The 24,439-nt window shown below is 39.5% G+C and carries 24 protein-coding genes; 10 read left to right on the forward strand and 14 right to left on the reverse strand.

Translation table 11 applies throughout. The features are described from left to right. Positions 1-13 precede the first annotated feature (13 nt). Positions 14-811: a tRNA pseudouridine(38-40) synthase TruA gene (gene truA, locus J655_RS12430; protein ID WP_005079200.1), complete on the forward strand. Its 798-nt coding sequence runs from the start codon at positions 14-16 to the stop codon at positions 809-811. A 26-nt stretch (positions 812-837) separates the two neighbouring features. Here truA and J655_RS12435 read toward each other — a convergent pair whose 3' ends face one another. Continuing rightward, positions 838-1,848 carry an AraC family transcriptional regulator gene (locus tag J655_RS12435; protein WP_005066032.1) on the reverse strand — a complete coding sequence of 337 codons (1,011 nt, stop codon included), beginning with the start codon at positions 1,846-1,848 and terminating at the stop codon, positions 838-840. Between the two features lie 263 nt (positions 1,849-2,111). Between J655_RS12435 and infA the strand changes: the two genes are divergently transcribed. Further along, positions 2,112-2,333 (forward strand): translation initiation factor IF-1, encoded by a 222-nt coding sequence (infA, locus tag J655_RS12440; protein ID WP_001284370.1) that lies wholly within the window; start codon positions 2,112-2,114, stop codon positions 2,331-2,333. A 51-nt stretch (positions 2,334-2,384) separates the two neighbouring features. Here infA and J655_RS12445 read toward each other — a convergent pair whose 3' ends face one another. Next, positions 2,385-2,756, reverse strand: a complete 372-nt coding sequence (locus J655_RS12445; RefSeq protein WP_005079207.1) for a lysozyme inhibitor LprI family protein — start codon at positions 2,754-2,756, stop codon at positions 2,385-2,387. A 175-nt stretch (positions 2,757-2,931) separates the two neighbouring features. Between J655_RS12445 and J655_RS12450 the strand changes: the two genes are divergently transcribed. Beyond that, complete coding sequence (locus J655_RS12450; protein ID WP_005079209.1) at positions 2,932-3,339, forward strand: hypothetical protein; 408 nt, start codon at positions 2,932-2,934, stop codon at positions 3,337-3,339. A gap of 53 nt (positions 3,340-3,392) precedes the next feature. Here the strand turns inward: J655_RS12450 and leuB are convergent, their stop codons facing one another. From leuB to leuC, 4 genes are all read right to left on the reverse strand, one after another. Then, positions 3,393-4,472 (reverse strand): 3-isopropylmalate dehydrogenase, encoded by a 1,080-nt coding sequence (leuB, locus tag J655_RS12455; RefSeq protein WP_002114882.1) that lies wholly within the window; start codon positions 4,470-4,472, stop codon positions 3,393-3,395. Positions 4,473-4,510: 38 nt separating this feature from the next. Then, complete coding sequence (locus J655_RS12460; RefSeq protein WP_005066026.1) at positions 4,511-5,095, reverse strand: hypothetical protein; 585 nt, start codon at positions 5,093-5,095, stop codon at positions 4,511-4,513. Between the two features lie 112 nt (positions 5,096-5,207). Beyond that, positions 5,208-5,855, reverse strand: coding sequence for a 3-isopropylmalate dehydratase small subunit (leuD, locus tag J655_RS12465; protein ID WP_002114814.1), 648 nt, complete (start codon positions 5,853-5,855; stop codon positions 5,208-5,210). 18 nt (positions 5,856-5,873) lie between these two features. Further along, positions 5,874-7,292 carry a 3-isopropylmalate dehydratase large subunit gene (gene leuC, locus J655_RS12470; protein ID WP_002115007.1) on the reverse strand — a complete coding sequence of 473 codons (1,419 nt, stop codon included), beginning with the start codon at positions 7,290-7,292 and terminating at the stop codon, positions 5,874-5,876. 237 nt (positions 7,293-7,529) lie between these two features. Here leuC and J655_RS12475 point away from each other — a divergent pair, with 237 nt between their 5' ends. Together J655_RS12475 and J655_RS12480 are read left to right on the forward strand one after the other, a co-directional pair. Continuing rightward, positions 7,530-7,784 carry a DUF2061 domain-containing protein gene (locus J655_RS12475; RefSeq protein ID WP_005804193.1) on the forward strand — a complete coding sequence of 85 codons (255 nt, stop codon included), beginning with the start codon at positions 7,530-7,532 and terminating at the stop codon, positions 7,782-7,784. A 115-nt stretch (positions 7,785-7,899) separates the two neighbouring features. Then, positions 7,900-8,763: a LysR family transcriptional regulator gene (locus J655_RS12480; RefSeq protein ID WP_005066023.1), complete on the forward strand. Its 864-nt coding sequence runs from the start codon at positions 7,900-7,902 to the stop codon at positions 8,761-8,763. A gap of 34 nt (positions 8,764-8,797) precedes the next feature. Here J655_RS12480 and J655_RS12485 read toward each other — a convergent pair whose 3' ends face one another. The 3 genes from J655_RS12485 to J655_RS12495 all read right to left on the reverse strand — a co-directional run bounded on the left by J655_RS12485 (position 8,798) and on the right by J655_RS12495 (position 11,878). Continuing rightward, complete coding sequence (locus J655_RS12485) at positions 8,798-9,544, reverse strand: sporulation protein (protein WP_005079213.1); 747 nt, start codon at positions 9,542-9,544, stop codon at positions 8,798-8,800. A gap of 54 nt (positions 9,545-9,598) precedes the next feature. After that, the gene (locus tag J655_RS12490; protein WP_005079215.1) at positions 9,599-11,038 is read right to left on the reverse strand and encodes a DUF2252 domain-containing protein; all 1,440 of its coding nucleotides are present in this window, start codon (positions 11,036-11,038) and stop codon (positions 9,599-9,601) included. Positions 11,039-11,227: 189 nt separating this feature from the next. Then, on the reverse strand, positions 11,228-11,878 hold the full coding sequence (locus J655_RS12495; protein WP_002115098.1) for an HAD family hydrolase: 651 nt from the start codon (positions 11,876-11,878) through the stop codon (positions 11,228-11,230). 182 nt (positions 11,879-12,060) lie between these two features. Between J655_RS12495 and J655_RS12500 the strand changes: the two genes are divergently transcribed. The 3 genes from J655_RS12500 to katG all read left to right on the forward strand — a co-directional run bounded on the left by J655_RS12500 (position 12,061) and on the right by katG (position 17,609). After that, positions 12,061-12,546, forward strand: coding sequence for an RNA pyrophosphohydrolase (locus tag J655_RS12500; protein ID WP_000567255.1), 486 nt, complete (start codon positions 12,061-12,063; stop codon positions 12,544-12,546). An 85-nt stretch (positions 12,547-12,631) separates the two neighbouring features. After that, entirely contained in the window at positions 12,632-14,926 is a 2,295-nt protein-coding gene (gene ptsP, locus J655_RS12505) for a phosphoenolpyruvate--protein phosphotransferase (protein ID WP_005066019.1), read from the forward strand. A gap of 526 nt (positions 14,927-15,452) precedes the next feature. Beyond that, positions 15,453-17,609 (forward strand): catalase/peroxidase HPI, encoded by a 2,157-nt coding sequence (katG, locus tag J655_RS12510; RefSeq protein ID WP_005079218.1) that lies wholly within the window; start codon positions 15,453-15,455, stop codon positions 17,607-17,609. Positions 17,610-17,675: 66 nt separating this feature from the next. On the opposite strand, the gene J655_RS12515 is transcribed toward katG, so the two are convergent. Next, positions 17,676-18,728 carry an MBL fold metallo-hydrolase gene (locus J655_RS12515; RefSeq protein ID WP_005079220.1) on the reverse strand — a complete coding sequence of 351 codons (1,053 nt, stop codon included), beginning with the start codon at positions 18,726-18,728 and terminating at the stop codon, positions 17,676-17,678. Between the two features lie 654 nt (positions 18,729-19,382). Here J655_RS12515 and hcaR point away from each other — a divergent pair. Both hcaR and J655_RS12525 read left to right on the forward strand, forming a co-directional pair. Beyond that, positions 19,383-20,288: a DNA-binding transcriptional regulator HcaR gene (gene hcaR / locus J655_RS12520; protein ID WP_005079222.1), complete on the forward strand. Its 906-nt coding sequence runs from the start codon at positions 19,383-19,385 to the stop codon at positions 20,286-20,288. A 266-nt stretch (positions 20,289-20,554) separates the two neighbouring features. Beyond that, on the forward strand, positions 20,555-21,232 hold the full coding sequence (locus J655_RS12525; protein WP_005079228.1) for a DUF1345 domain-containing protein: 678 nt from the start codon (positions 20,555-20,557) through the stop codon (positions 21,230-21,232). 58 nt (positions 21,233-21,290) lie between these two features. Here J655_RS12525 and J655_RS12530 read toward each other — a convergent pair whose 3' ends face one another. The 4 genes from J655_RS12530 to J655_RS12545 all read right to left on the reverse strand — a co-directional run bounded on the left by J655_RS12530 (position 21,291) and on the right by J655_RS12545 (position 24,319). Continuing rightward, entirely contained in the window at positions 21,291-21,896 is a 606-nt protein-coding gene (locus J655_RS12530; RefSeq protein WP_005079230.1) for a glutathione S-transferase family protein, read from the reverse strand. 49 nt (positions 21,897-21,945) lie between these two features. Further along, on the reverse strand, positions 21,946-22,641 hold the full coding sequence (locus J655_RS12535) for a helix-turn-helix transcriptional regulator (protein WP_005079232.1): 696 nt from the start codon (positions 22,639-22,641) through the stop codon (positions 21,946-21,948). Between the two features lie 74 nt (positions 22,642-22,715). Next, positions 22,716-23,390, reverse strand: a complete 675-nt coding sequence (locus J655_RS12540) for an HAD-IA family hydrolase (protein WP_005079234.1) — start codon at positions 23,388-23,390, stop codon at positions 22,716-22,718. Further along, positions 23,387-24,319: an RluA family pseudouridine synthase gene (locus J655_RS12545; RefSeq protein WP_005079237.1), complete on the reverse strand. Its 933-nt coding sequence runs from the start codon at positions 24,317-24,319 to the stop codon at positions 23,387-23,389. The genes J655_RS12540 and J655_RS12545 overlap by 4 nt, the downstream gene beginning before the upstream one ends. Positions 24,320-24,439: the final 120 nt, after the last annotated feature.

Here is a 24,439-nt window from a genome sequence, read left to right on the forward strand (position 1 = left end):
CAGAGGTAAAGCCATGCAACGTTATGCAGTCGGTATTGAATTTAGCGGAGTTCAATACCGAGGTTGGCAAACACAACAGCCAGGCGTTGCCAGCGTTCAGGAAACGATCGAGCGTGTACTGAGTAAAATTGCAGATGAGCCCATTGCACTTCACGGTGCGGGTCGTACTGATGCGGGAGTACATGCAACAAATATGGTGGCGCACTTTGACACGAACGCTATTCGTCCAGAAACGGGGTGGTTAAGAGGGGCAAATAGTCAACTACCTAAAGATATTTCCATTCAGTGGATTAAACTGATGGATGAAAATTTTCATGCCCGCTTTAAAGCGACTGCTCGACGTTACCGCTATATCATCTATAACGCACCGCATCGCCCAGCACTATTACACAAGCAAGTTACGCACATTTACCAAAAGCTAGACGTGCAAAAGATGATTAAAGCTGCTAGTAAATTTGAAGGAACGCATAACTTTGAAACTTTCCGTGCAGCAGCATGTCAATCAAACCAGCCTGTTCGACATGTAAAACATTGCCGTTTATTTGAACATGGACGCTATTTAGTTTTAGATATTCAAGCAGATGGTTTTTTACACCATATGGTGCGTAATATTGTCGGTTGCTTACTCGAAATTGGTCAAGGTATGTATGAGATTGATCATATCGATGCAATGTTTGCGGCGCAGGATCGTAAGGCGGCTGGGGTAACAGCCCCACCCGACGGTCTTTATTTTATTCAGTGTAATTATCCTGAACAGTTTGATTTGCCGCAGCCACCACTTGGGCCACATTGGCTAAACTTACCGGAGTAAGCTTAGCCAACTTTACATATACTTATCTAGCGATGCTGCTTACGCTTACGGTATTCCACAGGTGTTTCATTCGTCCAACGCTTAAATGCACGATAGAACGTACTTGGTTCAGAGAAACCTGTTAAATACACAATACGTTCAACACTCTCATTGGTATTTGCCAGAAGCTTTTTAGCCAAACGACAACGATAGTCAGAAAGTATTTGTTGAAAACTGGTATTTGCCTCACTGAGCTGAGTACGTAAGCGACGTGGAGTAATATTCAACTGAGCAGCAACCGTTTCTAGCGTCGTTTCTCCACTTTCAAGTGTTGAACCAATCGCACGGCGAACTTCGCCCACTAAATCATAGCGAGCCAATTCCTGTAGTTTTTCAATCGCGAGCTGCTCATGCAACTGCAATAACTCAGGCTCTGCTTGCCAAAGCTGAAAATCTAGAATAGCTGGATCAAAATATAAACGTGTCTCTTTCTGACCTAAGCTAACTGGGCAACCAAATACACGGAAATATTCATCCTCAGAAGCTCCTTCGCTAAAATTAAAATCGATGAAGATAGGATGAAATTGTCCTTCAGTAATGAACTTAAAAAATCTAAGCACGCCCGAAATTGCACATTCAGAGAAATGACGATTGACGAGATTGTCAGCACCAATCTGTTCACCATTGGTTAAATAACAACGTCCTTCTTCAACTACTAGTTTTGCATCAAATGCATCACTAATCAGTCGCTGATAAGCTAAGGCCCGTTTTAAGCCTTCACCAAAGGTTTCACTACTAATAAATAGATGTTCAATCACCTGCCCTCGATACAAAGGCAAATGCTCACCTAAATGCAGACCGATGTCTGGATCTTTACTGACTTCCTGAGCGGCAGTCCAAAAGGCGTACTGTGCACTTAACGGTGTACGTGCATTGGTATCGACCTGATTTAAAGCAACTCCCGCTTTGGTTAATATTTCTTCTGTTGGCAAACCCGCACGACGAATCGCTTGGTAGCCAAAGCGTAATACAACTGATGCATCTGTTAGCTGACCCACGCAGTGCCCTTCCATGTAGATACTTCATTGATATTTAGGGCTGTTGACCTTTATGCAATTAACAGTCCCTAATAACTATGATTTTAGATTAGCGTTGATTGACCAAACTGACAACAGAATTACACTTCTTTTGTGAAAAAAATTACATCTTTTTTTATTAGTCATACTTTAACCAGATGCTTTAGCAGAAGTGTGTCTATCTTGTTTTTTTTAAAAAAATTGACTATAATTTGCGCCTTTCCAATTTGATCATCAGGTAGGCTATGGCCAATAAAGAGGAACTCATTGAGTTCGAAGGCGTTGTCACCGAAACGCTTCCTAATACGATGTTCCGTGTACGTCTTGAAAACGGTCACGAAGTTATTGCACACATTTCTGGTAAAATGCGTAAACACTATATTCGTATTCTTACTGGCGACAGTGTAAAAGTCGAAATGACTCCATATGACTTAACTAAAGGTCGTATTACGTACCGTGCTCGCTAATTAGTGAATGCAAAAAAGCCACTTTATGATGTGGCTTTTTTATTGCGTTATTTATTCACTTAAGCGACTGGTTTTACATCCCACCGTTTGGCATTCACGCAATCTTTCTTGCAGCCAATGGTTTCTTTCTTGCGTTGTCTGTAAACGACATTGCACGTCTACACTATTCCTATTTGAATCTGTACACTCGGCGTCACGTTGACGTATCCATGCAAGCTGAGACTTCTTAAGAATATTTTTCTGCGCGGTGTTTAACTTTACTCGCAGTGCTTGATAATTCTTATTCAAATCTGCATCAGCACTCGCATAAATTTTATTTGTACAGTAAATATCATCGTAAGTATTGCGGGCACTATCACAGTTATCTGCATAGACTGAAGTCATGCCAAAGCTGCATAAAAAAGCAAAAACTATTTTTCTCATACTATTCGTCCTTAAGTTTTCTATAAAATTATTATTAAAGTAGTTCGGAAGTAATTGATAAATCGAAAGACAAATTTACCTTCCATTTATCATAATCCTCCTTTTTTACTTTACAAGCTTGTAAATACAACCTATTGTTCTTTAATAATAAATATAATTTCATATAGTGAGAAAAATGAACATATATACCCGCTGCCAAATTGGCTTATTATCTTTCATCATTATTTGTCTTAACGGTTGTGCTAGCCACCCACGTCAATCCGTAGATTTACAGGAATATTTAAAAGGCTTTTTAGGAAAATCATCGGCGACCATTCAACAAGATATCAATCTACGTAGTCTTGGTTTTCAAGTCGCCAATACACCGCAAAAAACACCCAATCAGCTCATCTATACGATTTTGCGTCCTTTAAGCATTCCTATTCCGATGGTGAGTAATGTTGATATGAGAGGAAGCTCTATTCCTGTCCAATCAGGAAATCTGAGCGGCAATTCTTATGATATTAATTTCAATTGCAAAGTGATTTTCCAGCTTAAAAATGACATTGCCGAGTCAATTCAATATGAAGGTAAAGCCTGTTAAAACATAGGCATAAAAAAACGCAGCTCAACGCTGCGTTTTTTTATAATAAGCTTTTAAGCAAGAGCAGCTACAACAGCCTCACCCATTTCAGCCGTACCTACTTTTGTCATACCTTCAGACATAATATCTGCTGTACGCAAACCTTGATCAAGCACTTGACCTACTGCATCTTCAATTGCTTTTGCAGCAGCTTCTTCACGGAATGTGTAGCGAAGCATCATTGCAACTGAAAGAATAGTTGCTAATGGGTTTGCCACATTTTGACCCGCGATATCAGGTGCAGAACCATGGCAAGGCTCATACATACCTTTGCCATTTTCATCTAACGAAGCCGATGGCAACATGCCGATTGAACCTGTAAGCATTGCTGCTTCATCAGATAAGATGTCGCCAAACAAGTTACCCGTTACGATCACGTCAAACTGTTTCGGTGCACGTACAAGTTGCATTGCAGCGTTATCAACATACATATGTGAAAGCTGAATATTTGAATAATTTGCTTGCTGTAAATCAGTAACTGTTTGCTTCCAAAGCTCTGTAACTTCCAAAACGTTAGCTTTATCTACAGAACAAACCTTTCCACCACGTAAGCCTGCAAGTTCAAAAGCTACTTTTGCAATACGCTTAATTTCGCTTTCAGAATAAACGTCGGTGTTATAACCTTGCTTTTCACCGTTTTCGAGTTCACGGATACCACGTGGCTGACCGAAATAGATACCGCCAGTCAATTCACGAACAATTAAAATATCTAAGCCAGCAACAATTTCAGGCTTTAAGCTCGAAGCATCTGCTAATTGCGGATATAAAATCGCTGGGCGCAAGTTAGCAAACAAGTTAAGTTCACTACGAATTTTTAAAAGACCACGTTCAGGGCGAATAGAACGCTCAATGGTGTCCCATTTTGGTCCGCCTACCGCACCTAATAAAATTGCATCAGCTTTTTTTGCTTGTTCACTTGTTACTGCTGGGTACGGTTCACCATGCGCATCAATTGCCGCGCCGCCTAATAAGCCATGTTCCCAAGTTAACGATAAATTAAATTTTTCATTTACTGTATTTAATACTTTTTCTGCCGCCCCAACAATTTCAGGACCAATACCATCACCAGCTAAAATTAAAATCTGTTTAGACATGAACTTTTTCCATTTTCCAAAGACAAGCAGTGCTACAACTACCGCGGTGTTAGTTTTTTCTGCTCAAGGAATTCACCTAGTCCTGTTGTAACATCAAATGGTCGACAAAAACGGCGAATGACATGCCCATCTTGTTCTAAATCGACACATAATGGATCTGGTACAGAAACATTCAGCAAACTACCCGAACGGTTAGATTTGTCTCGGTACATTTTAAATGTATAGCGATGGTTAGCATTAAACTGGTGAATCACATGAAATGTTTCTGCACGATCCGGAGAGATCGGATAGAAACGAATCACCACTTCATATTGTTTAGCAGGCACTGATAAATATAAGCTGTTAGTTTGGCTAAGCACTGAACCTTGTAATCTCACAATCCCTTGATGAATTGCCTGATTACTAATTCTTCGTGTTTGCGCATCCACTACAGTAATATCATTTAGTCGTTCAAATTCACAACTCTTCGCGCCCGAACAATATATTGCTGCATTCTGCCCCAAATTTTCTTGTTCAGCCTGCTTAATGCGGACAGTATCCACTACATTGTAAGTGCTTTGACAAGCACTGAGTGTTATTGCGCACAGGCTCAACAAAAAGCTATGAGTAACGTTCCTCTTCATTGTTCAAGCCCAATCCTCATCTAGTGCATAATTCTAAGGTGTTTTTATGCTTTAGCATGTTAGCAAGAGTTTGAACGCTACGCCATGGCTATGTTTAAAATGTACCGAAAGGTTAATTCAACTCTTGGAATACCCAAGGACGAACTTGTTTAGTTTTTTCTTCATAAGCGCGAATTGCGTCCGCATTTTGAAGAGTTAAACCAATATCATCCAATCCATTTAACAAGCAGTGCTTACGAAATGGATCAACTTCAAATTTAAACGCTTCACCTGTTGGAGTACGTACTTCTTGAGCGGCTAAATCAATTGTTAATTGATATCCCTCATTAGCAGCACATTCTTTAAATAACTGCTCAACTGTTTCTTCTGGCAAAATGACAGGTAACATGCCATTTTTGAAACAGTTATTAAAGAAAATATCAGCAAAGCTTGGTGCAATAACCGTACGGAATCCATATTCATTTAATGCCCAAGGCGCATGCTCACGGCTTGAACCACAACCAAAGTTAGTACGAGCAATTAAAACTGTTGCTCCTTGATAACGAGGCTGGTTTAAAACGAAATCCGGATTTTTTGGACGTACTGAATTGTCTTGTCCTGGATAACCTTCATCTAAATAACGAAGTTCATCAAATAAATTATCGCCAAAACCAGTGCGTTTAATCGACTTTAAAAACTGTTTTGGAATAATTAAATCTGTATCAACATTGGCACGATCTAATGGTGCAACGATACCTTGTTCAACTGTATAAGCTTTCATGGTTTGCTCCAGATCGAATTAAAATGAACGAACATCAACGAAGTGACCAGCGATTGCAGCCGCTGCCGCCATTGCTGGGCTCACCAAGTGAGTACGACCACCATTGCCTTGACGGCCTTCAAAGTTACGGTTAGACGTCGATGCACAATGTTCACCTGGTTGTAACTTGTCTGCATTCATTGCTAAACACATTGAACAACCCGGCTCACGCCATTCAAAGCCAGCTTCCAAGAAGATTTTATCCAAGCCTTCTTTTTCAGCCTGTTGCTTAACTAAACCAGAACCCGGAACAATCATGGCTTGTTTAATGGTAGATGCCACTTTACGTCCCTTAACCACCTCAGCCGCAGCACGGATGTCTTCAATACGAGAGTTCGTACAAGAACCAATAAACACACGATCAAGCTGAATATCAGCTAATGCCTGACCTGCATTTAAACCCATATATTGATAAGCACGTGTCCAATCATTACGTTGTACGTCATCTTTCGCTTGTTCTAAAGTTGGCACAGCTTCAGTAACTGGAATAACCATTTCTGGTGAAGTTCCCCAAGATACTTGTGGTTCAATTTCTGCGCCATTTAACTCAACTACAGCATCAAACACAGCATCTTCATCTGAATGCAATGTGTTCCAGTAAGCAACTGCTTGTTCCCATTGCTCACCTTTTGGTGCATAGCTACGACCTTTCACGTATTCAATAGTTTTGTCATCAACAGCCACCATACCGACACGCGCACCTGCTTCAATCGCCATGTTACATACCGTCATACGTCCCTCAATCGACATATCACGGAAAACTTGACCACCGAACTCGATTGCATAGCCCGTACCGCCAGCGGTACCAATTTTACCGATAATCGCCAACACCACATCTTTTGGTGTTACGCCTTTACCCAATACGCCATCTACGCGAACCAACATATTTTTAGATTTTTTCTGAATCAAGCATTGTGTTGCTAAGACATGTTCAACTTCAGATGTTCCAATACCATGCGCCAAGCAACCAAAAGCACCGTGAGTGGCTGTATGTGAATCGCCACATACCACCGTCATGCCCGGTAAAGTTAAGCCCTGTTCAGGCCCAACTACATGCACAATCCCCTGACGAATATCATTAATACTAAATTCAACAATATTAAAGGCCTTACAGTTGTCATCTAAAGTTTGAACTTGAATACGAGATGTATCATCTTCAATACCAGCGATGCCTTGGTCACGTTCCTTTTTAGATGTTGGAACGTTGTGGTCTGGTGTAGCAACGTTTGCACTTAAACGCCATGGTTGACGATCCGCAAGTTGCAAACCTTCAAATGCTTGTGGACTTGTCACTTCATGCAATAAATGACGGTCAATGTATAGTAAACATGAGCCATCATCACGCTGTGAAACAACGTGGTCATCCCACAATTTGTCATATAAAGTTTTGCCTGCCATGTCGTCTTGCTCCATTGGACTGGGTAATTCTGATCTTTATTCGATTATAGCCAGAGTTTCACATAAATCTAATTTATCATTTTTATAAATTAGAAAACTTTTTGGAATAAATTATAACTTCCATAAGGTGCATCAAATTTAATAAATCGTTTTTGTTAATGATTATCATTTGCATAATCAATTTTTAATCTTATACTCTAATGCCTATACTAAAAATATCTAAAGTGGCTAAAGAGAATGATCATGGCTAATATCCAAAAATTCGTTATAAATAATCAACGTACCTTAAAGAAAACCTTAAGCTATTACATTATGCATATTACTGTCGCAATGCTAGTCGCATACTTTGTAACAGGTAATATCTGGATGGCTTTAACATTAAGTATGCTTGAACCAACCGTACAAGCTTTTGCTTTTTTCTTCCATGAAAAAGTTTGGGCTGCTAAAGATCGCCGCATATCAGCCTTAGCTGAAAAAGAAACAACAGCTTAGGCTAAGATTAGTGCGGTAATTCATAACTTTCTCACTCGTTTTGCTGCAAGCATGATACGATTTTGGCTCGGCAACTTTAGCCCCTCGATTTTTCTATTCCAAGTTGAGTTGTATTATGAATCTTGCAGCCTTTGAAGCTTTTGTAAAAGTTATGGAAACAGGGTCTATCTCTGTGGCAGCAGATCAGTTATTTATTACTCAACCTGCCGTTACCAAACGAATTCACAGTTTAGAAGAATATTTTGGCGTAAAACTATTTGAATCTGCAGGCCGAGGTGTTCAGGCAACTCATGCTGCACATTCATTACTTCCTAAAGTTAAAAACTGGTTAAATGAGCTGGGTGATATTCACCATACGCTGAGCCATGAACAAACTCAGGTACAAGGCCGCTTAAAAGTCGGTACGAGTCATCATATTGGTTTGCATCATTTACCTGCACCACTTAAGCATTTTGTTCAGCAATTTCCTCAGGTTACTTTAGATGTGCATTTTGTTGATTCAGAGCAAGCTCATGAACAAGTACTGGCTGGTGATCTAGAACTCGCATTTTTAACGCTTCCTCCTTCAGGAGATGAGCGTCTTAACTATATTACAATTTGGAATGATCCTTTAGTTTTTGTTGCGGCCCCTTTTCATCCGTTGGCACAAAAAAAGAATCTCACCTTACAAGATTTAATTGAATATCCAAGCTTATTACCCGCTGCACAAACTTATACTGCTCAAATCACTTTAGCTGAGTTTGAAAAACAAGGACTTAAACCCAAAATTACCATGAGCAATAACCCTCTTGAGTCTATTCGCATGTTGGTGTCAATTGGTTTGGGTTGGTCAGTTTTACCAAAAACTCTGTTGAATCAGGATATGCAGCAGCTTGATTTGAATGTTGAGATGAATCGTCAATTAGGTATGGTTTGGCATCCTGCACGCACTCAATCTAGAGCCATGCAGGAGTTGATTAAAATGATGCAGGATGCATAAAAGACTCTCATCTAAGCATCTACTCGAATTTAATTTATCCAAGCTTTAAGAGGCTTCTAATTTGTTGCACCATTTGGTTTTCATCAAGCATATGATGGGGAATCGTCATCGTTAATAGCTGATCTGATCGAAAATGGCGGTCTACTTCAAGCATAACGTGAGTTTGATTAGGTTCAGCAACGAAAGAAACTTCAACCTCATTAAATCCGCTAAACATATGTGAAGAGACAAATTCAAGCTCTTGGTAACAACCAATCGTTGATCTAAAATTTCGCGCAGTCAGCTGCCCTTTTTCTACATCTACTGTCGATAAAACAAAGCCACATCGCTGCATAGCCTGTAGAAACATTTGCATGGCTGGAGTTGGCAGAACCTTTAGATAATCACGATCAGTTGCATCTAATCCCCAATCAACATCCATATGGGTTTGAATCCAAACACGTGCACCATTTCTTCGACAAGCAACCTCAGTAATCGGTGTCTCAAATGGTAGTTGAATACTAAAAGGGAAAGAATGCGCTTGATGTGCTGGCAAGAGGAATCGAGAGTTCACTAACCACTCTTGTAAAACTAAAGGTTGGTTAAACTCATGATCACCGGATTCGACTTCTGCCATCGTCACTAATTGCAAATAAAGACCATTAATCTCTTTATCAGATGCTCCACCTTTAAAGCTAATTTCTCCATGCAATGTGCTGCCTGCTTGCAAGCTTGGGTTCTGTAAAACAGTTTCTACCGTCACACCTTGAAGACCCAAACCAGACATAATTTTACTAAACATTTTTTCTCTAACCTTTCGAATTATTTCCTGTCATCTGTAGCAGCATATTTATTATTAAAGTGCATCATCTCCAGCGAGCTGAATCTTACCATCTGCAACTTCATTCATAAATTGGTCATAGTCATTTAGATTACGTTCTGCATATTCTTCTGCATACGTTTGTAATACTTCTACTATCGTATTACCTTCGCCAAGATATCCCATAAGTACATCTGCATTTCCAGATTTAGCGTGGGCATGAGCTAAGGCTAAACCACAACTTTCGGCATACTCATAGAAATACTCATCATCCATGTCACTAAGATCAACCGAAATTTTCATATCACGTAACTGACGTACATGAAAATGTTGATTTGATATGGAAGAGAATCCAAGAAATATATCACTTGCGGCCTGCATGAGCTGCTGACCATGCACTACACGCTCACCTTCGTGATTTACCTTGTCTACAAATAGCGGGCTGAGAATTGATGGATTCGCTTCTTTCATTTGTAAAATTAACGGTTCCCGATCTGCATCTTGAAATAATGCAATCGCTGATCGTGTACCAACACTTCCAACACCCACTACTTTCAAAGCTACATCTGTACGTTGATAACGATCAAAAAGCACTTGGCGATCATATTTCAAAGAATCACGGTATTTTTGAAAAAATACATCAACATCTTTACCAAATGGCTCATCCATACTTGGATGCCATAATAACGGCGCATCATCCACAAAATGACGAAACCCTGTATCTTGATCTTGCTGGGTAAGCTTTGGCAAAACAGAGTACGCAGTTCTTTTCTGTGCTGAATCGAGATGCTTCTCGCGTTTCTTTCTTAGTTTTCGACACTCAGTATTTTCTAATAATGTACTGGCATCAACTTTTTCATACCAAACTTGGAGTGGTGAAAGTTCTGTAATTTCTAATAAGTGCTGACGATAACTATTCAGCATTATTTTAATTGCTTTTAATCCGACTTTCTCTGCAAGATGAATATCACGCGCCGCGATCACAAAACTGGTTGCTAAGCGCTTTACATCCCATTCAAACGAGGCAACTAAAGTTTCGTCAAAATCATTAATTCCAAATAACAAATTACGTTCTGGACTTGCAAAACCACCAAAATTACTTAAATGACAATCACCACAAATCTGTTGAAATAAGCCTGAATTTGTCTGCTCCCACGCTTGGTCAAATAGCATCAAAGAAGGCATGCCACGATAAAATGTAAATGGAGAAACACTCATCCGTTTTGCACGAATCGGCTTGAGCTTTTCTAAACGTCCTTGGTTACTCCAATCATAGACCGTTAAAGCAGTTGTACCTTTTGGTCGTTCAGAAAGCTTTGATAGCTGTTCACGTGGAACTTTTTTACGTTGAGCCTTACCTAATTTGAAACCTTCGCTTTTATTAAGTAATTTCCCCTGATAGCTATGACGTGTTAAATCAATACTTTCATCATTCCAAAGTTGTTTTGGTAATTTAATTTGTGCTGTTTTTGACATTATTTCCTCATTTTTAAATTAAATTTTTTTATATTCTGAAATCTTTGCCAAGATAGAATTTATTTTATTAATCATAGCAATATCTGTTTTTAGCTAAGATTTATAAGAGATATTAAAAAATGATTTTAAATATAATTAAGAGTTGGAAGACCTCAAAACTTTTTAAACTGTTCTTCCAACTCCACAATTTTAAATCGACCAGTCCTGAATGTCCCAATTGTGTTCTTGGGCCAGCTTTTCAAGGCGATCATCAGGGTTTACTGCAATCGCATGAGTTGCATATTCAAGTAAAAAACGGTCATTAATTGAATCGGAATACGCCCAAGACTCAGACACGTTACGGCCTTCCAACCATGCATCTAGACGTGCAAGTTTGCCTTTTTGATAACACGCTAAACCAGCAACTTTACCCGTATATTTTCCGTCAGCCACTTCAGCATTGGTTGCTAAAATTTCGGTAATCCCAAATTCACGGAAAATCGGCGCAGTAATAAAATCACTCGTTGCCGTAATACCCACAATAGTATGGCCTAAATCTTGATGTTTTTTGATTGCATCAAAACCTTTTGGACGCATTTGCGGACGAATGACTTTTTGCATGAACAATTGGTGGAGCTCAGTTAAGTAGTCATTGTCATGCTGCGTTAAAAATCCGAAAACAAATTCATTATAAGCATATGGGTCAAGTTGCCCTGCTTTGTAATCTTCATAAAATTTATCATTCATCTGACGATGATGAACCGGATCAACCAAACCTTCATTGACTAAAAATTCACCCCAAGAATGGTCTGAATCGGTATTTAACAAGGTATGGTCTAAATCAAACAACGCCAGTTTCATGAAAATTCTCGTTTAAACTGAAATTTAAGAAAAAAAATGTAAATCTATCTCCGCTAGTCGATAGAAATTCGTTAAGATCGTAGCAATTTAAACATTTTACTTTGATCTTTTCGAGCTGGACATAAAAAAGTGTTTGTCCCCGCGATTAAAGTCAACGATATAGACAATATTTAGGTAGCCAAATGATCGATTCAGAAGGTTTCCGACCGAATGTCGGGATCATTTTGGCAAACGATGATGGACAGGTTTTATGGGCAAAGCGCATTGGTCACAATGCTTGGCAATTTCCACAAGGAGGCATCCAGTTTGGAGAAACCCCTGAACAGGCACTTTTTCGAGAACTGAGAGAAGAAATCGGCTTATTGCCCGAACATGTCCAGATTATTGCGCAAACCAAAGGATGGCTGCGTTATCGTTTGCCACATCGGTACATTCGGTCAGACTCTGACCCCGTATGTATCGGACAGAAACAAAAATGGTTTTTACTGAAGTTAACTGCACCTGCAAAAAATATTCAGTTAAACCTCTCCGACCCGCCCGAATTCGATGAATGGCAGTGGGTTAGCTATTGGTATCCTCTTGGACAAGTGGTGAACTTCAAGCGTGATGTTTATCGTAAAGCCATGGTGGAGTTGTGTACACAGTTGCCGATGCAACAATTACCCTAAAAATCATTTATCTAGCAAATGATTTTTATTAAAAGTGCTGTTATAAATACATTCATAGTCTAAAAAAATACTGGAGTATACATCCATGTCAAACATGCAACTCGACACTCTACGGCGCATTGTCCAAGAGGTTAATGCGTCCGTCAGTTTGCATGAATCATTAGACATCATGGTTAATCAGGTTGCTGAGGCCATGAAAGTGGATGTTTGCTCTATTTATTTACTCGATGAACGCAATCAGCGTTATGTATTAATGGCCTCTAAAGGCTTAAATCCAGAATCTGTAGGCCATGTTTCTTTACAACTCGGTGAAGGCTTGGTCGGTCTGGTCGGGCAACGCGAAGAAATCGTTAACCTTGACAATGCGCCAAAACATGAGCGGTTCTTGTATTTACCTGAAACAGGCGAAGAAATTTATAACTCTTTCCTCGGCGTACCAGTCATGTATCGTCGTAAGGTTATGGGCGTTTTGGTTGTCCAAAATAAACTTCCTCAAGATTTTAGTGAAGCTGCCGAGTCCTTTTTAGTTACACTGTGTGCTCAGCTTTCTGGCGTTATTGCTCATGCTCATGCAGTGGGTAATATTGACGTATTTCGTAAGCCGAGTAATGGACCTGCCTACAAAACCTTTCAAGGCGCTTCAGGTGCAGGCGGTGTTGCTTTAGGTCGCGCTATTATTTTATATCCACCTGCCGATTTGGGTTCTGTGCCTGATCGTGAAGCAGAAGATATTAGCGATGAACTTCGAATTTTAGATCAAGCCATTTCATCAGTACGTTCAGAGATTCGTTCTCTGGATGAAAAAATGCATGATTCTTTAATGGCTGAGGAACGCGCTTTATTTAGTGTTTTCTTAAGAATGCTAGATGAAAATGCATTACCAGCAGAAATTAAAGAACTTATCCGTGATGGACATTGGGCACAAGGTGCAGTACGTCGTGTCATTGAAAAACACACTGCCCTATTTGCACAGATGGAAGATGACTATCTTCGTGAACGAGTTTCCGACCTTAAAGATTTAGGGCGACGTATTTTAGCCTCTTTGCAAGAAGAAGACTCTAGCCATCGTGACCTGAGTCCAGACAGTATTTTAATTGGTGAAGAGATTAGTACTGCGGCACTTGTAGAGTTGCCAGTAGACAATATTGCAGCGATTGTGACATCCGAAGGTGCAGCCAACTCACATATGGTGATTGTTGCTCGTGCATTAGGTATTCCAACTGTAGTTGGTGTAACTGAACTACCAGTGAACACACTTGATGATGCAGAAATGATTGTGGATGCCTATCAGGGCCGTGTTTTTGTAAACCCTCCACGTCGTTTACGCCAACGCTATAAAGAAATCCAAAAAGAAGATGAGCAAATCGCAAAAGATCTCAAACAATACGAGACCAAAGAAGCGATTACTCCAGATGGTGTGTCTGTTCAGCTCTATGTAAATACAGGCCTCATGATTGACGTAGTACGCGGAGTACAACGTGGTGCTCAAGGTGTCGGTCTATACCGAAGTGAAATTCCATTCATGTTACGGGAACGTTTCCCAGGTGAAGAAGAACAACGCGCAATCTACCGTCAACAGTTGAGTCACTTTGCCAACAAACCTGTGGTGATGCGAACACTGGATATTGGTGCCGATAAAGACTTGCCTTATTTCAGTATTGAAGAAGAAAACTCGGCATTAGGCTGGCGTGGTATTCGTTTCACGCTTGATCATCCCGAGATTTTTTCTTCGCAAATTCGCGCCATGCTCAAAGCCAGTATTGGTTTAAATAATTTGCATATTTTATTGCCAATGGTCACTACAGTCAGTGAAGTCGAAGAAGTACTTTATTTACTTGAGCGTGACTGGATTGCTGTGCAAGAAGAAGAGCAAGTTAAAATTACCAAACCAAAAATTGGAATTATGGTTGAGGTGCCGAGCGTACTGCTACAAATTGATGAGTTTGCTGAACTCGTCGATTTCTTCTCGGTCGGTTCAAATGACTTAACACAGTATTTACTTGCAGTTGACCGTAATAATCCACATGTGGCTAACGTTTACTCACACTTCCATCCATCCATTCTACGTGCGCTAACTCGCTTAGTTAAAGAATGCCATGAATATAAAAAACCTATCAGTATTTGTGGTGAAATGGCAGGTGATCCATTATCAGCAATCCTGCTCATGGCAATGGGCTTTAATACCCTTTCAATGAGCTCGAGTAATATTTTGCGTGTACGAAAAGCAATTTGTCATGTACCAATGACAGATGCACAAAAATTGCTGGATGATGTCATGAAAATGAATAATCCACTCATCGTGAAAAGTTGGCTTGAGTACTATTTTAAAACTCACGGTTTAGCTGATATGGTTAAATCGAATCGAATCGTAAATGTTTAATATATAAACAATAAAGGAGAGCAATGCTCTCCTTTATTCCTTTGAGCTCGCTTCTACTACAATTAAATATAAAAATTTCATCTCACCATTGCTCCCCCATCTTAATCTTTTAAATAAACGTACAATCGGTTTTTTAAATCAATATTGACAGTTTAATCCATTTGAAAAATAAGACTCCTACTCCTAGTATATTTACAGAGCGTTATTAAAAGATCTTACGTTGTTCCAACAATTGAAGAGGTAATTCTATGCATCGTTATTTACAAGTTTCATCTTATTTTTCCTCTTGTTTTTTAACCTTCATGCAGTAAATTGGAGGAATAACAAGTAAAGGAATCTGATGCATTATTAAATAAAATATAATGGCCGACATCTCAGTGAAAAGACTTTTAAACGGTTTCTCTCACCATTTGTTCTCCCATTTCTTTATTTAGTAAACATGAGTTTTTAAACCAGAAGTCCAGGAAAATGAGACCTAACATTTTTACGAAGAGCTCAATAATTATTACCCAGAGAGAATATAACCATGTCAGATGAATCAAAATGCCCTTTTTCAGGCCATAAATCAAAACCAGAAGTAACGGTCGGTGGTGGCACGCCTAGTTTACACTGGTGGCCAAAACAACTACGCGTCGACCTACTCAATCAACATTCAGAACGCTCTAACCCACTCGGTAAAGAATTTAATTACCGTCAAGAATTTAAAAAACTCGACTACTACACCCTCAAAGCTGATATCAAAAATGTATTAAACGATTCTCAAGATTGGTGGCCAGCCGACTGGGGAAATTATACAGGCTTATTTATTCGTTTAGCGTGGCATGCTGCCGGTACATATCGTATGGGCGATGGCCGTGGTGGTGCTGGTCGTGGTCAGCAACGTTTTGCGCCATTAAATAGTTGGCCTGACAATGCAAGCTTAGATAAAGCACGCCGCTTGCTATGGCCAGTTAAACAAAAATACGGTCAAAAAATATCATGGGCAGATTTATTTATTCTTGCTGGAAACATCGCACTTGAATCTTCGGGTTTCCGCACCTTCGGTTTTGGTGCAGGTCGTGAAGATGTTTGGGAACCAGACAACGACGTAAACTGGGGCGATGAAAAAGAATGGTTAGCTCATCGCAACTCTGAAGCATTGGAAGGCAGCAATCTAGCTGCAACCGAAATGGGTCTAATTTATGTAAACCCTGAAGGCCCACAAGCCAGCGGTGACCCTAAATCAGCTGCACCATTTATTCGCGCGACTTTCGGCAATATGGCAATGGATGATGAAGAAATTGTTGCCTTAATCGCGGGCGGTCATACTTTAGGTAAGACCCATGGTGCTGCCTCTGCTGACCATGTTCAGGCTGATCCTGAGGGAGCATCAATTGAACAAATGGGCTTTGGCTGGTCAAACAGTTTTGGCACTGGTGTTGGTAAAGATGCGATCACTTCAGGTTTAGAAGTGATTTGGTCACAAACACCAACACAATGGAGCAACTACTTCTTTGAAAACCTATTCAAATACGAGTGGGTACAAGAGCGCTCACCTGCTGGTGCAATTCAATGGGTAGCAGCAGATGCTGAGGCAATCATTCCAGATCCATTCGACCCATCAGTTAAACGTAAGCCAACAATGCTTACTACAGATTTGACCTTACGTTTTGATCCTGAGTTTGAAAAGATCTCTCGTCGTTTCCTTAACGATCCACAAGCCTTTGCCAATGCTTTTGCTCGCGCTTGGTTCAAGTTAACTCACCGTGATATGGGTCCAAAAGCACGTTATTTAGGTCCTGAGGTTCCGGCTGAAGATTTAATTTGGCAAGACCCATTACCTGCTGCTAGTGCTATACCGTCTACTGCCAGTATTGATGATGCAAAAGCAAAAATTGTTGCATTAGGACTATCTGCTGGTGAGCTAGTTTCCCTTGGTTGGGCTTCGGCATCAACTTTCCGTGGTGGAGACAAGCGTGGCGGTGCAAACGGAGCACGTATTGCTTTATCACCACAACGTGAATGGGACGTAAATAAAAAAGCAGTTGAGACTTTAACTAAAATTGAAGAACTCAAAGCTTCTACTCAATTATCATTAGCTGATTTAATCGTGCTTGCAGGTAACGTTGGTGTAGAGCAAGCTGCTCAAGCGGCAGGTTTCAATATTAGCGTTCCATTTGCCCCTGGTCGTGTTGATGCATTACAAAGTCAAACTGATGTCGAATCTTTCCAATTATTGCTCGGCCTTGCTGATGGTTTTAGAAACTGGAAAAAAGAAGGAGTCAGCGCAACAACTGAGGCATTATTAATTGATAAAGCACAACAACTGACTTTGACTGCACCAGAGTTAACTGCATTGATTGGTGGCTTACGTGTACTGGGCACCAACTGGGATGGCTCACAACACGGTGTATTCACTCAGCAAGTTGGTGTACTCAGCACAGACTTCTTTACGAACTTACTCGACATGTCTACTGCATGGGCACCTGTTGACTCAACAAGCGAAGTCTTTGAAGGCAAAGATCGTAAAACAGGCGCAGTAAAATTTACCGCAACACGTAATGATTTAGTCTTCGGTTCAAACTCAATCTTACGTGCATTAGCCGAAGTTTATGCTCAGGCAGATGGTAAAGAAAAATTTGTTCAAGACTTTGTTGCTGCATGGACTAAAGTCATGAATCTTGATCGTTTTGACTTAGCTTAATTTAAGCCAAAATGGTAAAAAGCCAGTTCAATTTGAACTGGCTTTTTTAATATCAAGCATCGTTTTTTAAACAGTCAGTTTGTGTCCTTCCCGAATGCAATAAAAAGGATTTGCAAGCTTTGAAGAAGCTTTAATTGCCTGTGCTAGAGCATGCTCTGGGTCTTCTCGGTCTTCATCAGTCAACTGGAAAGTTCGATAATGAATCGCAATAGAACGATGAGCCTGTAAATCGAAGTGCGCATGTAGCGCATCTTGCGGGTTCATATGAACATAGCTCATCAATTCACGTGGCTCATACGCACCTATTGGAAGTAAAGCTACTCGCGGTGCGCCATAACGGGCATGTATTTGCTTAAAATGACCCGCATAACCGGTATCACCCGCAAAGAAACAATGACCTGTTTTAGCCACAACCGAAAAGCCGCCCCAAAGTGCCTTATTCTGGTCGCGTAAACCACGGCCTGAACCATGCTGTGCAGGTGTATAGATTATTCTTAATTCGTGATAAGGAATTTCTTGCCACCAATCCATCTCAATGACATGAAACTCTTTAGGTAGATAAAAACCATTCCCGAGTCCAGTGTAAATTGGCATTGCGAATTTTTTATGTAGCCATTCAAGTGTCGCCAAGTCCATATGGTCATAATGATTATGGCTGAGCAAAACTCCATGAATCGTCGGTAATTGTTCTAGTGCAAAACCTGCTGGGCATACACGGCGTGGGCCACGCCCTTGTGAAGGACTTGCATAATCACACCACACTGGGTCGGTAATAAAGTTATAAGGACCAATCTGAACCAATACCGTTGCATGCCCAACAAACCAAACTTGCCAATCATCCAGATCTGCATGAGGTCGATTTTGCGGCAAAGCTACAGCCGTATTTACACGGGTTTCATATTCATTTTGAATATCCACTTTCCATGTAAAAGACTCACGCGTAACCAACCAACGCAATAACTCTTTTGAGCCACGAGCAGGTGATTTAGGTTGTTGATTATAAAAACGTGTATCCGTTTCATGCCCAGACTCGGGATGACAAAAAGGAGGTTTTATCCATGTATGCGTCCAACAGGACTGAGTCGGCAATTGATATGTTAATGTCGGCTTGTCTTTCATGGGCTTTTCTATGTTTTAGCATCAGCAGAATGGATGTGATCAGGTTTCTATCTTAACGATTAAAACAAATTAAGCTATGGCACTTACACTTATTTATCATATAAATATCCATTTTATCGTGGTCATAGCCAACCTAAGTTAAATTAGAGTGCCATAAAAAACACTTAGATGTGTTGAGTTTATGCGTCAGTAATTACCATTCTTACTAAGACTTCTTGTATAACATAACAATTAGAAGATGACGAAAAGCCGCCATAGAACCTGTCTATTTCATCTTTGTCACCCGTAATTTTTAACTTAAGATTCTTCTGTGCAATAAAAACAATATATTTGGTAACAATTACATTTGGGTAGATCTTAGCGACCTCTAGGTTATAAATTTATTTTATTATTCTAGTTTTTGCATAATATGAGAATTTCTTAAATGAATATTTAAATCCTTTAGAAAATTCTTTGATTAATTAAAAATAATGTATTTATTATTTAATTATTAATATATTTTATGAATTATTAGAGCTTATATTCCTATATTAAATCTTTAATGAAAATTAAAATTCCATTTATTTTATAAATACCTAAATCACCTTCACGCTATATCTATTTATGCTTTATACTTCACTTAAATCATAGTAAGACATTTTTTGGATTAGTCTTATGGAACTACGCCATCTCCGATATTTCATTACCGTTGCTGAAGAATTAAATTTTAGTAAAGCCGCTCTTAAACTTTTTACCGCACAGCCCTCTCTTAGCCAACAAATTAAAGATTTAGAAGAAGACGTTGGTGTACGACTTTTAAACCGCACAAAACGCAAAGTTGAGTTAACAGAAGAAGGCGAAGTATTTTTAGAACATGCTCGACTCACCCTCGCTCAGGCTGAAAAAGCGGTCGCTATGGCACGACAAGTTTCTAAGGCTAAACAGCAATTGTTACGTATCGGTTTCGTTCCCATCGCAGAAATGAAAATTTTCCCTTATGTGCTTCCTAATCTGCGACTACAATACCCAGACCTTACTATTGAACTATCTAATTTAAACAATACTGAACAGCTTAAAGCCTTAAAAAAAGGAGAGCTGGACATTACGTTTACCCGTGAAAATACAGATAGTGATGAAATACAAAGCCAATTTGTTTTAACTGAACCCCTGATTTTCTTACTTCCTAAAAATCATCCACTTGCTCAATATGATCGAATCCCAGTCCATGCCTTACAAGGTATTGACTTTATCATTCCGGCAGCCGAACAATCACAAACCTTACATAACACCATTTTAGATTTCGCTAAAACTCATAACATCGAACTGAATATTGTTCAAAAAGCAGACAGTATATTATTCAATATTAACTCTCTTGGTTCTGGATTAGGCTGTACAATTTTACCTGCCTATGTTGCGCCTTTAGGCATCAAAAATACGATAGTTCGTCCACTTGATGTCGACTTACCAACACTTGATTTATTCGTAAACTATCGTAAAAACTCACAGTCTTTAGGCGTTCAAAAATTCATTGACCAGCTCACGAAAGTATTTCATTTAGATAAAAACTTAAACCACGCTTAATTATTACGAATAATTTTATTATTAAGCGCATGATTAATAAGATCATCTTTATAAAAAAGTATAAATAAATATTCCTTTTATTTATTTTATACTTTTTATAAACAGTTTAATCCACGGTAATGTCCTATTTTACCTAATAGGTAAAATTAAATATCTCATGAATATAAATGAAAAGAATTGAAATAAAATCTATATAAAACCATATATTATTTTCACCATTTAATAAAAAATAATATATTTCCCGTATAATAAAGGAGACTAGGAAAATGGTTGGCGTATTTCAACATCTAGGACGTAGTGTACAAAACCGCCCACATTTCTTTATTGCTTTATTCATAGGTATTGTCACAGCCGGTATTTTGACATGGTTAACATCATGGAAGTGGTCAACTATTTTATTAGTCAGCTGGAATGCTTCCGTTAGCATATATTTACTACATGTTTGGCAACTCATGAAAAGTGCCGACCATTCACAAATGCAACAGCAAGCTAAAAAACAAGATGAAAGCAAATGGGTCATTATGCTGATTGTTTTATTAGCATTAATCATGTGTTTGGTTGCTATTTTAATTCAACTGTCACAACTCCCTTCCGACAGTTCTGCAAAGTTAGGTCATGTGGCTTTAGCTTTACTCACCATTGTGTCTGCATGGCTTTTTATGCATACCGTTTTTGCTCTACATTATGCCCATGATTTTTATATGGCTCTATCTAGAAATGAGGAAAATGGAGGGTTAGATTTCCCTGGTACAAAACAGCCAACTTATCCTGATTTTCTATATTTTAGTTATATTATTGGTACTTCTGCTCAAACTGCGGATGTGTCGATTACCAACAAGCACATGCGTCTTTTAAACTTATTTCACGCTGTGTTGTCTTTTGGATTTAATACCACCATTTTAGCGATCTGCATTAACGTTGCTGCTGGCTTTCTTACCAATTAAAATCTTTATTTGAAAATAAAAAAGCCACCCTTTTGGGTGACTTTTAAGAATATTAGGTTTACAGCAGTTGCCCCATAGTACTTTGTTTTAAGCCTTCACGCTGTTTGATCGTTTCAACATAACGGGTAATAGCAGGATGTGATTCAATCGCATTCATTTTTAACTGCCATAAAAGCATTGCTCCCACACTTACATCTGCTGCGGTAAATTGCTCACCACATACATACGGATTCGCTTCACTCAATCCCTGAACTAAAGCTTGATAAGCATCGTTGTAATCGCCATAGCCAACAAACATTTTTTGCTCAGGTGATACTTCTATGCCTAAAGCTTTATCAACACCTGCAGCTTCCCAAGGGCCCGCCATCACAAATAACCAACGATAGTACAAACCACGTTTCGGATCATTCAAGGCTGGTGCCAAACCTTTATCACTAAACTTATCAGCCAAATAAGCACAGATTGCACCCAACTCATAAATCACGACATCGCCATCTACCAATACCGGTACTTTTCCAAAAGGATTAAGTTTTAGATATTCAGGCGATTTCATCTCGGTCTTATATGCGACTTCAATTCGTTCACATTCAACACCCAACTCGACCAAAAGCCAGTCAATAACTACACCACGTGACTCTTTGTTAGTATAAAGTTTAAGGCTCATTCTTATTGCTCCTTGTTTATCGTAGTTCCTAGTTTACAAATAACTTTTGTCAGTTTTTGTCAGTAGTCCTTTGCATTTCTTGTTTCCACCATCTTTGAAACAGATGTTTTTTAAATTCAGGATATATTTCCTCACTCATTTGCAAGTCATGGATACGATCTATCCGAAAATGGCGAAATGCCTGCCGTAATTCACACCAAGCAGCAAGTACAACTTTGTCATGTAAATACCCTAAAGCAAAAGGCCAAAGTGAACGTTTACTTAACCGTTTTTGTTCATCGCAATAATCGACTTTTATTTTTACTTGTTTACGAATCGCTAAACGTACTTGTTCTACTAAAGCTTCATCAACCGGATGCCAGTAATGTGTAACGCCTAGCGTCATGTCATCGATCAAATATTTCCGGTGCTCGGGTAGAACTGCATAAAGTTTAGAGTAGATTGAAACGGCTGCCGATTTCATTGCCTGATCTGGAACGTCTTTCAACCACTCTAAAGCTAAAAATAGAGCTTCGGCTTCATTCTCATTAAAAGTAACCGGTGGTAATAAGATGTCTTCTTTAAGCTGAAAACCCAAGCCTGCTGAGGCATCAATTCTTACACCTTGCTCACGTAAGCTATCAATATCTCGATAGACACTTCGAACACTAATGTTTAAGCTTTCAGCCAAGACTTGTGCTGTGATTGGGTAACGGGCTTCACGGAGCTGTTGTAAAAGATTTAATAGACGAATTGAACGGCTCATTTTTCTCTTCTTATTGTTTTGTTATTCAGCTTAAAAAAAGAGGGAACGTATTCCCTCTTTAATACTATTTCAATTTAAGCGACATCTACAGTAGGTAACTGAGTATACCCTCTCAAAAAGCTGTGAAGCTCTTGTACATCTTTAGCAATCGTTAAAGGTTGAAACTTTTGCAGAACTTCAACCGAATGTACGCCATAGCCTACTCCAATACGCGGCATCCCTAAACGCTGTGCCATCTCAAGATCATAGCTGCTGTCACCAATCATAACCGCTTGCTCAACATTCACACCAGTTACAGTCAATATTTCCTGCAGCATGAGCGGATCTGGTTTTGAACGTGTTTCGTTGGCTGCCCGAGTCACATCAAAAAGATGAGTACTTTGTGTTTTTGCGATTACACGGTCTAACCCACGGCGGTTTTTACCCGTTGCAACTGCAAGCTTTAAACCTTGGGCTTTTAAATCATGGAGTAGTTCAGAAATACCTTCAAACCATGCGTCACTAGTCGAGTTCGCAATATAGTGATCGCCATATGCCTTTAAGATCGAGTCATGCAATTCTGGCGCTTCTGGAAATAAGGTCTGCATCACCTCAGGCAAGCCTAACCCAATAATACTTTTTGCAGCTTCATCGCTTAGAGACAATTCATGTTGCTCTGCTGCATGTTGTAGGCTCGCAACAATCTGGCCAACAGAGTTATATAAAGTTCCGTCCCAGTCAAAAATTACTAATTCGGTTTTCAGACTCATTTTGCTACTCTCAAAGCCTTTAATAACTGGGTCATGTCTTCCGGTAACGGCGCTTCAATCGGTGGATAACCCGGAATATCTAAACGCATCGCGTGTAAACATAAACGTCGTGCCTGCGGACCTGTGTACTCAGTGGTATGTCCATATTTATCATCACCCAACAACGGATGTCCAATACTTAAACCATGTACACGAATTTGATGGGTACGACCTGATAACGGCGATGCATGAACCAAAGTGGCATTTTTAAAACGCTCTGCAACAACCCATTCGGTTTTACTCGGTTTACCTTCTTTAGACACACGTACACGACGCTCGCCATTGGCTAACTCATAACGAAATAAAGGGGCATCAATGAGTTGTTTATCGAGACTCACCTGACCTTTTACAATTGCCGCATAAGTCTTACGAATTTTGTGCTCACGCAACATATCTTGTAGCAGCTTTAAAGTACTACGTTTTTTGCTAATCATGACCAGACCAGAGGTATCACGGTCAATGCGGTGAATTAGTTCTAAATATTTTTTACCTGTCGCTGCGCGTAAAGCCTCAATCAAACCATACGCCACACCACTACCGCCATGTACAGCAATACCTGATGGTTTATTGATGACTAACAGTCCTTCATCTTCATAGACCACACGGCTAAGTAGGCTCTGTGCTACACCATCACTCACAGGAGCAGCTGTTTCATCCTTTTGTTCATAGCGAATAGGTGCAACACGAATCTGATCTCCAATCTCTAATTTGGTCTCAGCTTTAATACGTTTTTTGTTTACACGAACCTGACCTTCACGAATCAAACGATAAATACGACTCTTAGGTACACCCTTTAAACGCGAAAACAGGAAATTATCAATTCGCTGTCCTGCTTGATGTTCATCCACCTCAAACCAAGTGACACTTTGCCATTGCTGTGTAGAATTCATACTAATATTTAAACCTGAAATTTTGCTAAATTTGATTAATAAATGACCGATTAGCTTAGTTTTTTCACAAGAAATCTAAGCTTAGCCCATAGGCAGATGCTGCAAGGTTTGATATAGTCA

Origin of the sequence: Acinetobacter sp. 1294243 (assembly GCF_000588015.1) — a bacterium.
GTDB lineage: Bacteria > Pseudomonadota > Gammaproteobacteria > Pseudomonadales > Moraxellaceae > Acinetobacter > Acinetobacter pittii.

Bases quoted from the DNA above. Each gene is read 5' to 3' on its own strand.
- J655_RS12535 (WP_005079232.1), bottom strand. From the start codon at position 22,641: ATGAGCCGTTCAATTCGTCTATTAAATCTTTTACAACAGCTCCGTGAA.
- J655_RS12530 (WP_005079230.1), bottom strand. From the start codon at position 21,896: ATGAGCCTTAAACTTTATACTAACAAAGAGTCACGTGGTGTAGTTATT.
- J655_RS12485 (WP_005079213.1), bottom strand. From the start codon at position 9,544: ATGTTTAGTAAAATTATGTCTGGTTTGGGTCTTCAAGGTGTGACGGTA.
- J655_RS12515 (WP_005079220.1), bottom strand. From the start codon at position 18,728: ATGAAAGACAAGCCGACATTAACATATCAATTGCCGACTCAGTCCTGT.
- J655_RS12495 (WP_002115098.1), bottom strand. From the start codon at position 11,878: ATGAAACTGGCGTTGTTTGATTTAGACCATACCTTGTTAAATACCGAT.
- J655_RS12475 (WP_005804193.1), top strand. From the start codon at position 7,530: ATGATCATGGCTAATATCCAAAAATTCGTTATAAATAATCAACGTACC.
- J655_RS12545 (WP_005079237.1), bottom strand. From the start codon at position 24,319: ATGAATTCTACACAGCAATGGCAAAGTGTCACTTGGTTTGAGGTGGAT.
- infA (WP_001284370.1), top strand. From the start codon at position 2,112: ATGGCCAATAAAGAGGAACTCATTGAGTTCGAAGGCGTTGTCACCGAA.
- leuD (WP_002114814.1), bottom strand. From the start codon at position 5,855: ATGAAAGCTTATACAGTTGAACAAGGTATCGTTGCACCATTAGATCGT.
- J655_RS12480 (WP_005066023.1), top strand. From the start codon at position 7,900: ATGAATCTTGCAGCCTTTGAAGCTTTTGTAAAAGTTATGGAAACAGGG.
- leuB (WP_002114882.1), bottom strand. From the start codon at position 4,472: ATGTCTAAACAGATTTTAATTTTAGCTGGTGATGGTATTGGTCCTGAA.
- leuC (WP_002115007.1), bottom strand. From the start codon at position 7,292: ATGGCAGGCAAAACTTTATATGACAAATTGTGGGATGACCACGTTGTT.
- J655_RS12500 (WP_000567255.1), top strand. From the start codon at position 12,061: ATGATCGATTCAGAAGGTTTCCGACCGAATGTCGGGATCATTTTGGCA.
- J655_RS12445 (WP_005079207.1), bottom strand. From the start codon at position 2,756: ATGAGAAAAATAGTTTTTGCTTTTTTATGCAGCTTTGGCATGACTTCA.
- ptsP (WP_005066019.1), top strand. From the start codon at position 12,632: ATGTCAAACATGCAACTCGACACTCTACGGCGCATTGTCCAAGAGGTT.
- J655_RS12490 (WP_005079215.1), bottom strand. From the start codon at position 11,038: ATGTCAAAAACAGCACAAATTAAATTACCAAAACAACTTTGGAATGAT.
- J655_RS12460 (WP_005066026.1), bottom strand. From the start codon at position 5,095: ATGAAGAGGAACGTTACTCATAGCTTTTTGTTGAGCCTGTGCGCAATA.
- J655_RS12450 (WP_005079209.1), top strand. From the start codon at position 2,932: ATGAACATATATACCCGCTGCCAAATTGGCTTATTATCTTTCATCATT.
- J655_RS12540 (WP_005079234.1), bottom strand. From the start codon at position 23,390: ATGAGTCTGAAAACCGAATTAGTAATTTTTGACTGGGACGGAACTTTA.
- katG (WP_005079218.1), top strand. From the start codon at position 15,453: ATGTCAGATGAATCAAAATGCCCTTTTTCAGGCCATAAATCAAAACCA.
- truA (WP_005079200.1), top strand. From the start codon at position 14: ATGCAACGTTATGCAGTCGGTATTGAATTTAGCGGAGTTCAATACCGA.
- hcaR (WP_005079222.1), top strand. From the start codon at position 19,383: ATGGAACTACGCCATCTCCGATATTTCATTACCGTTGCTGAAGAATTA.
- J655_RS12525 (WP_005079228.1), top strand. From the start codon at position 20,555: ATGGTTGGCGTATTTCAACATCTAGGACGTAGTGTACAAAACCGCCCA.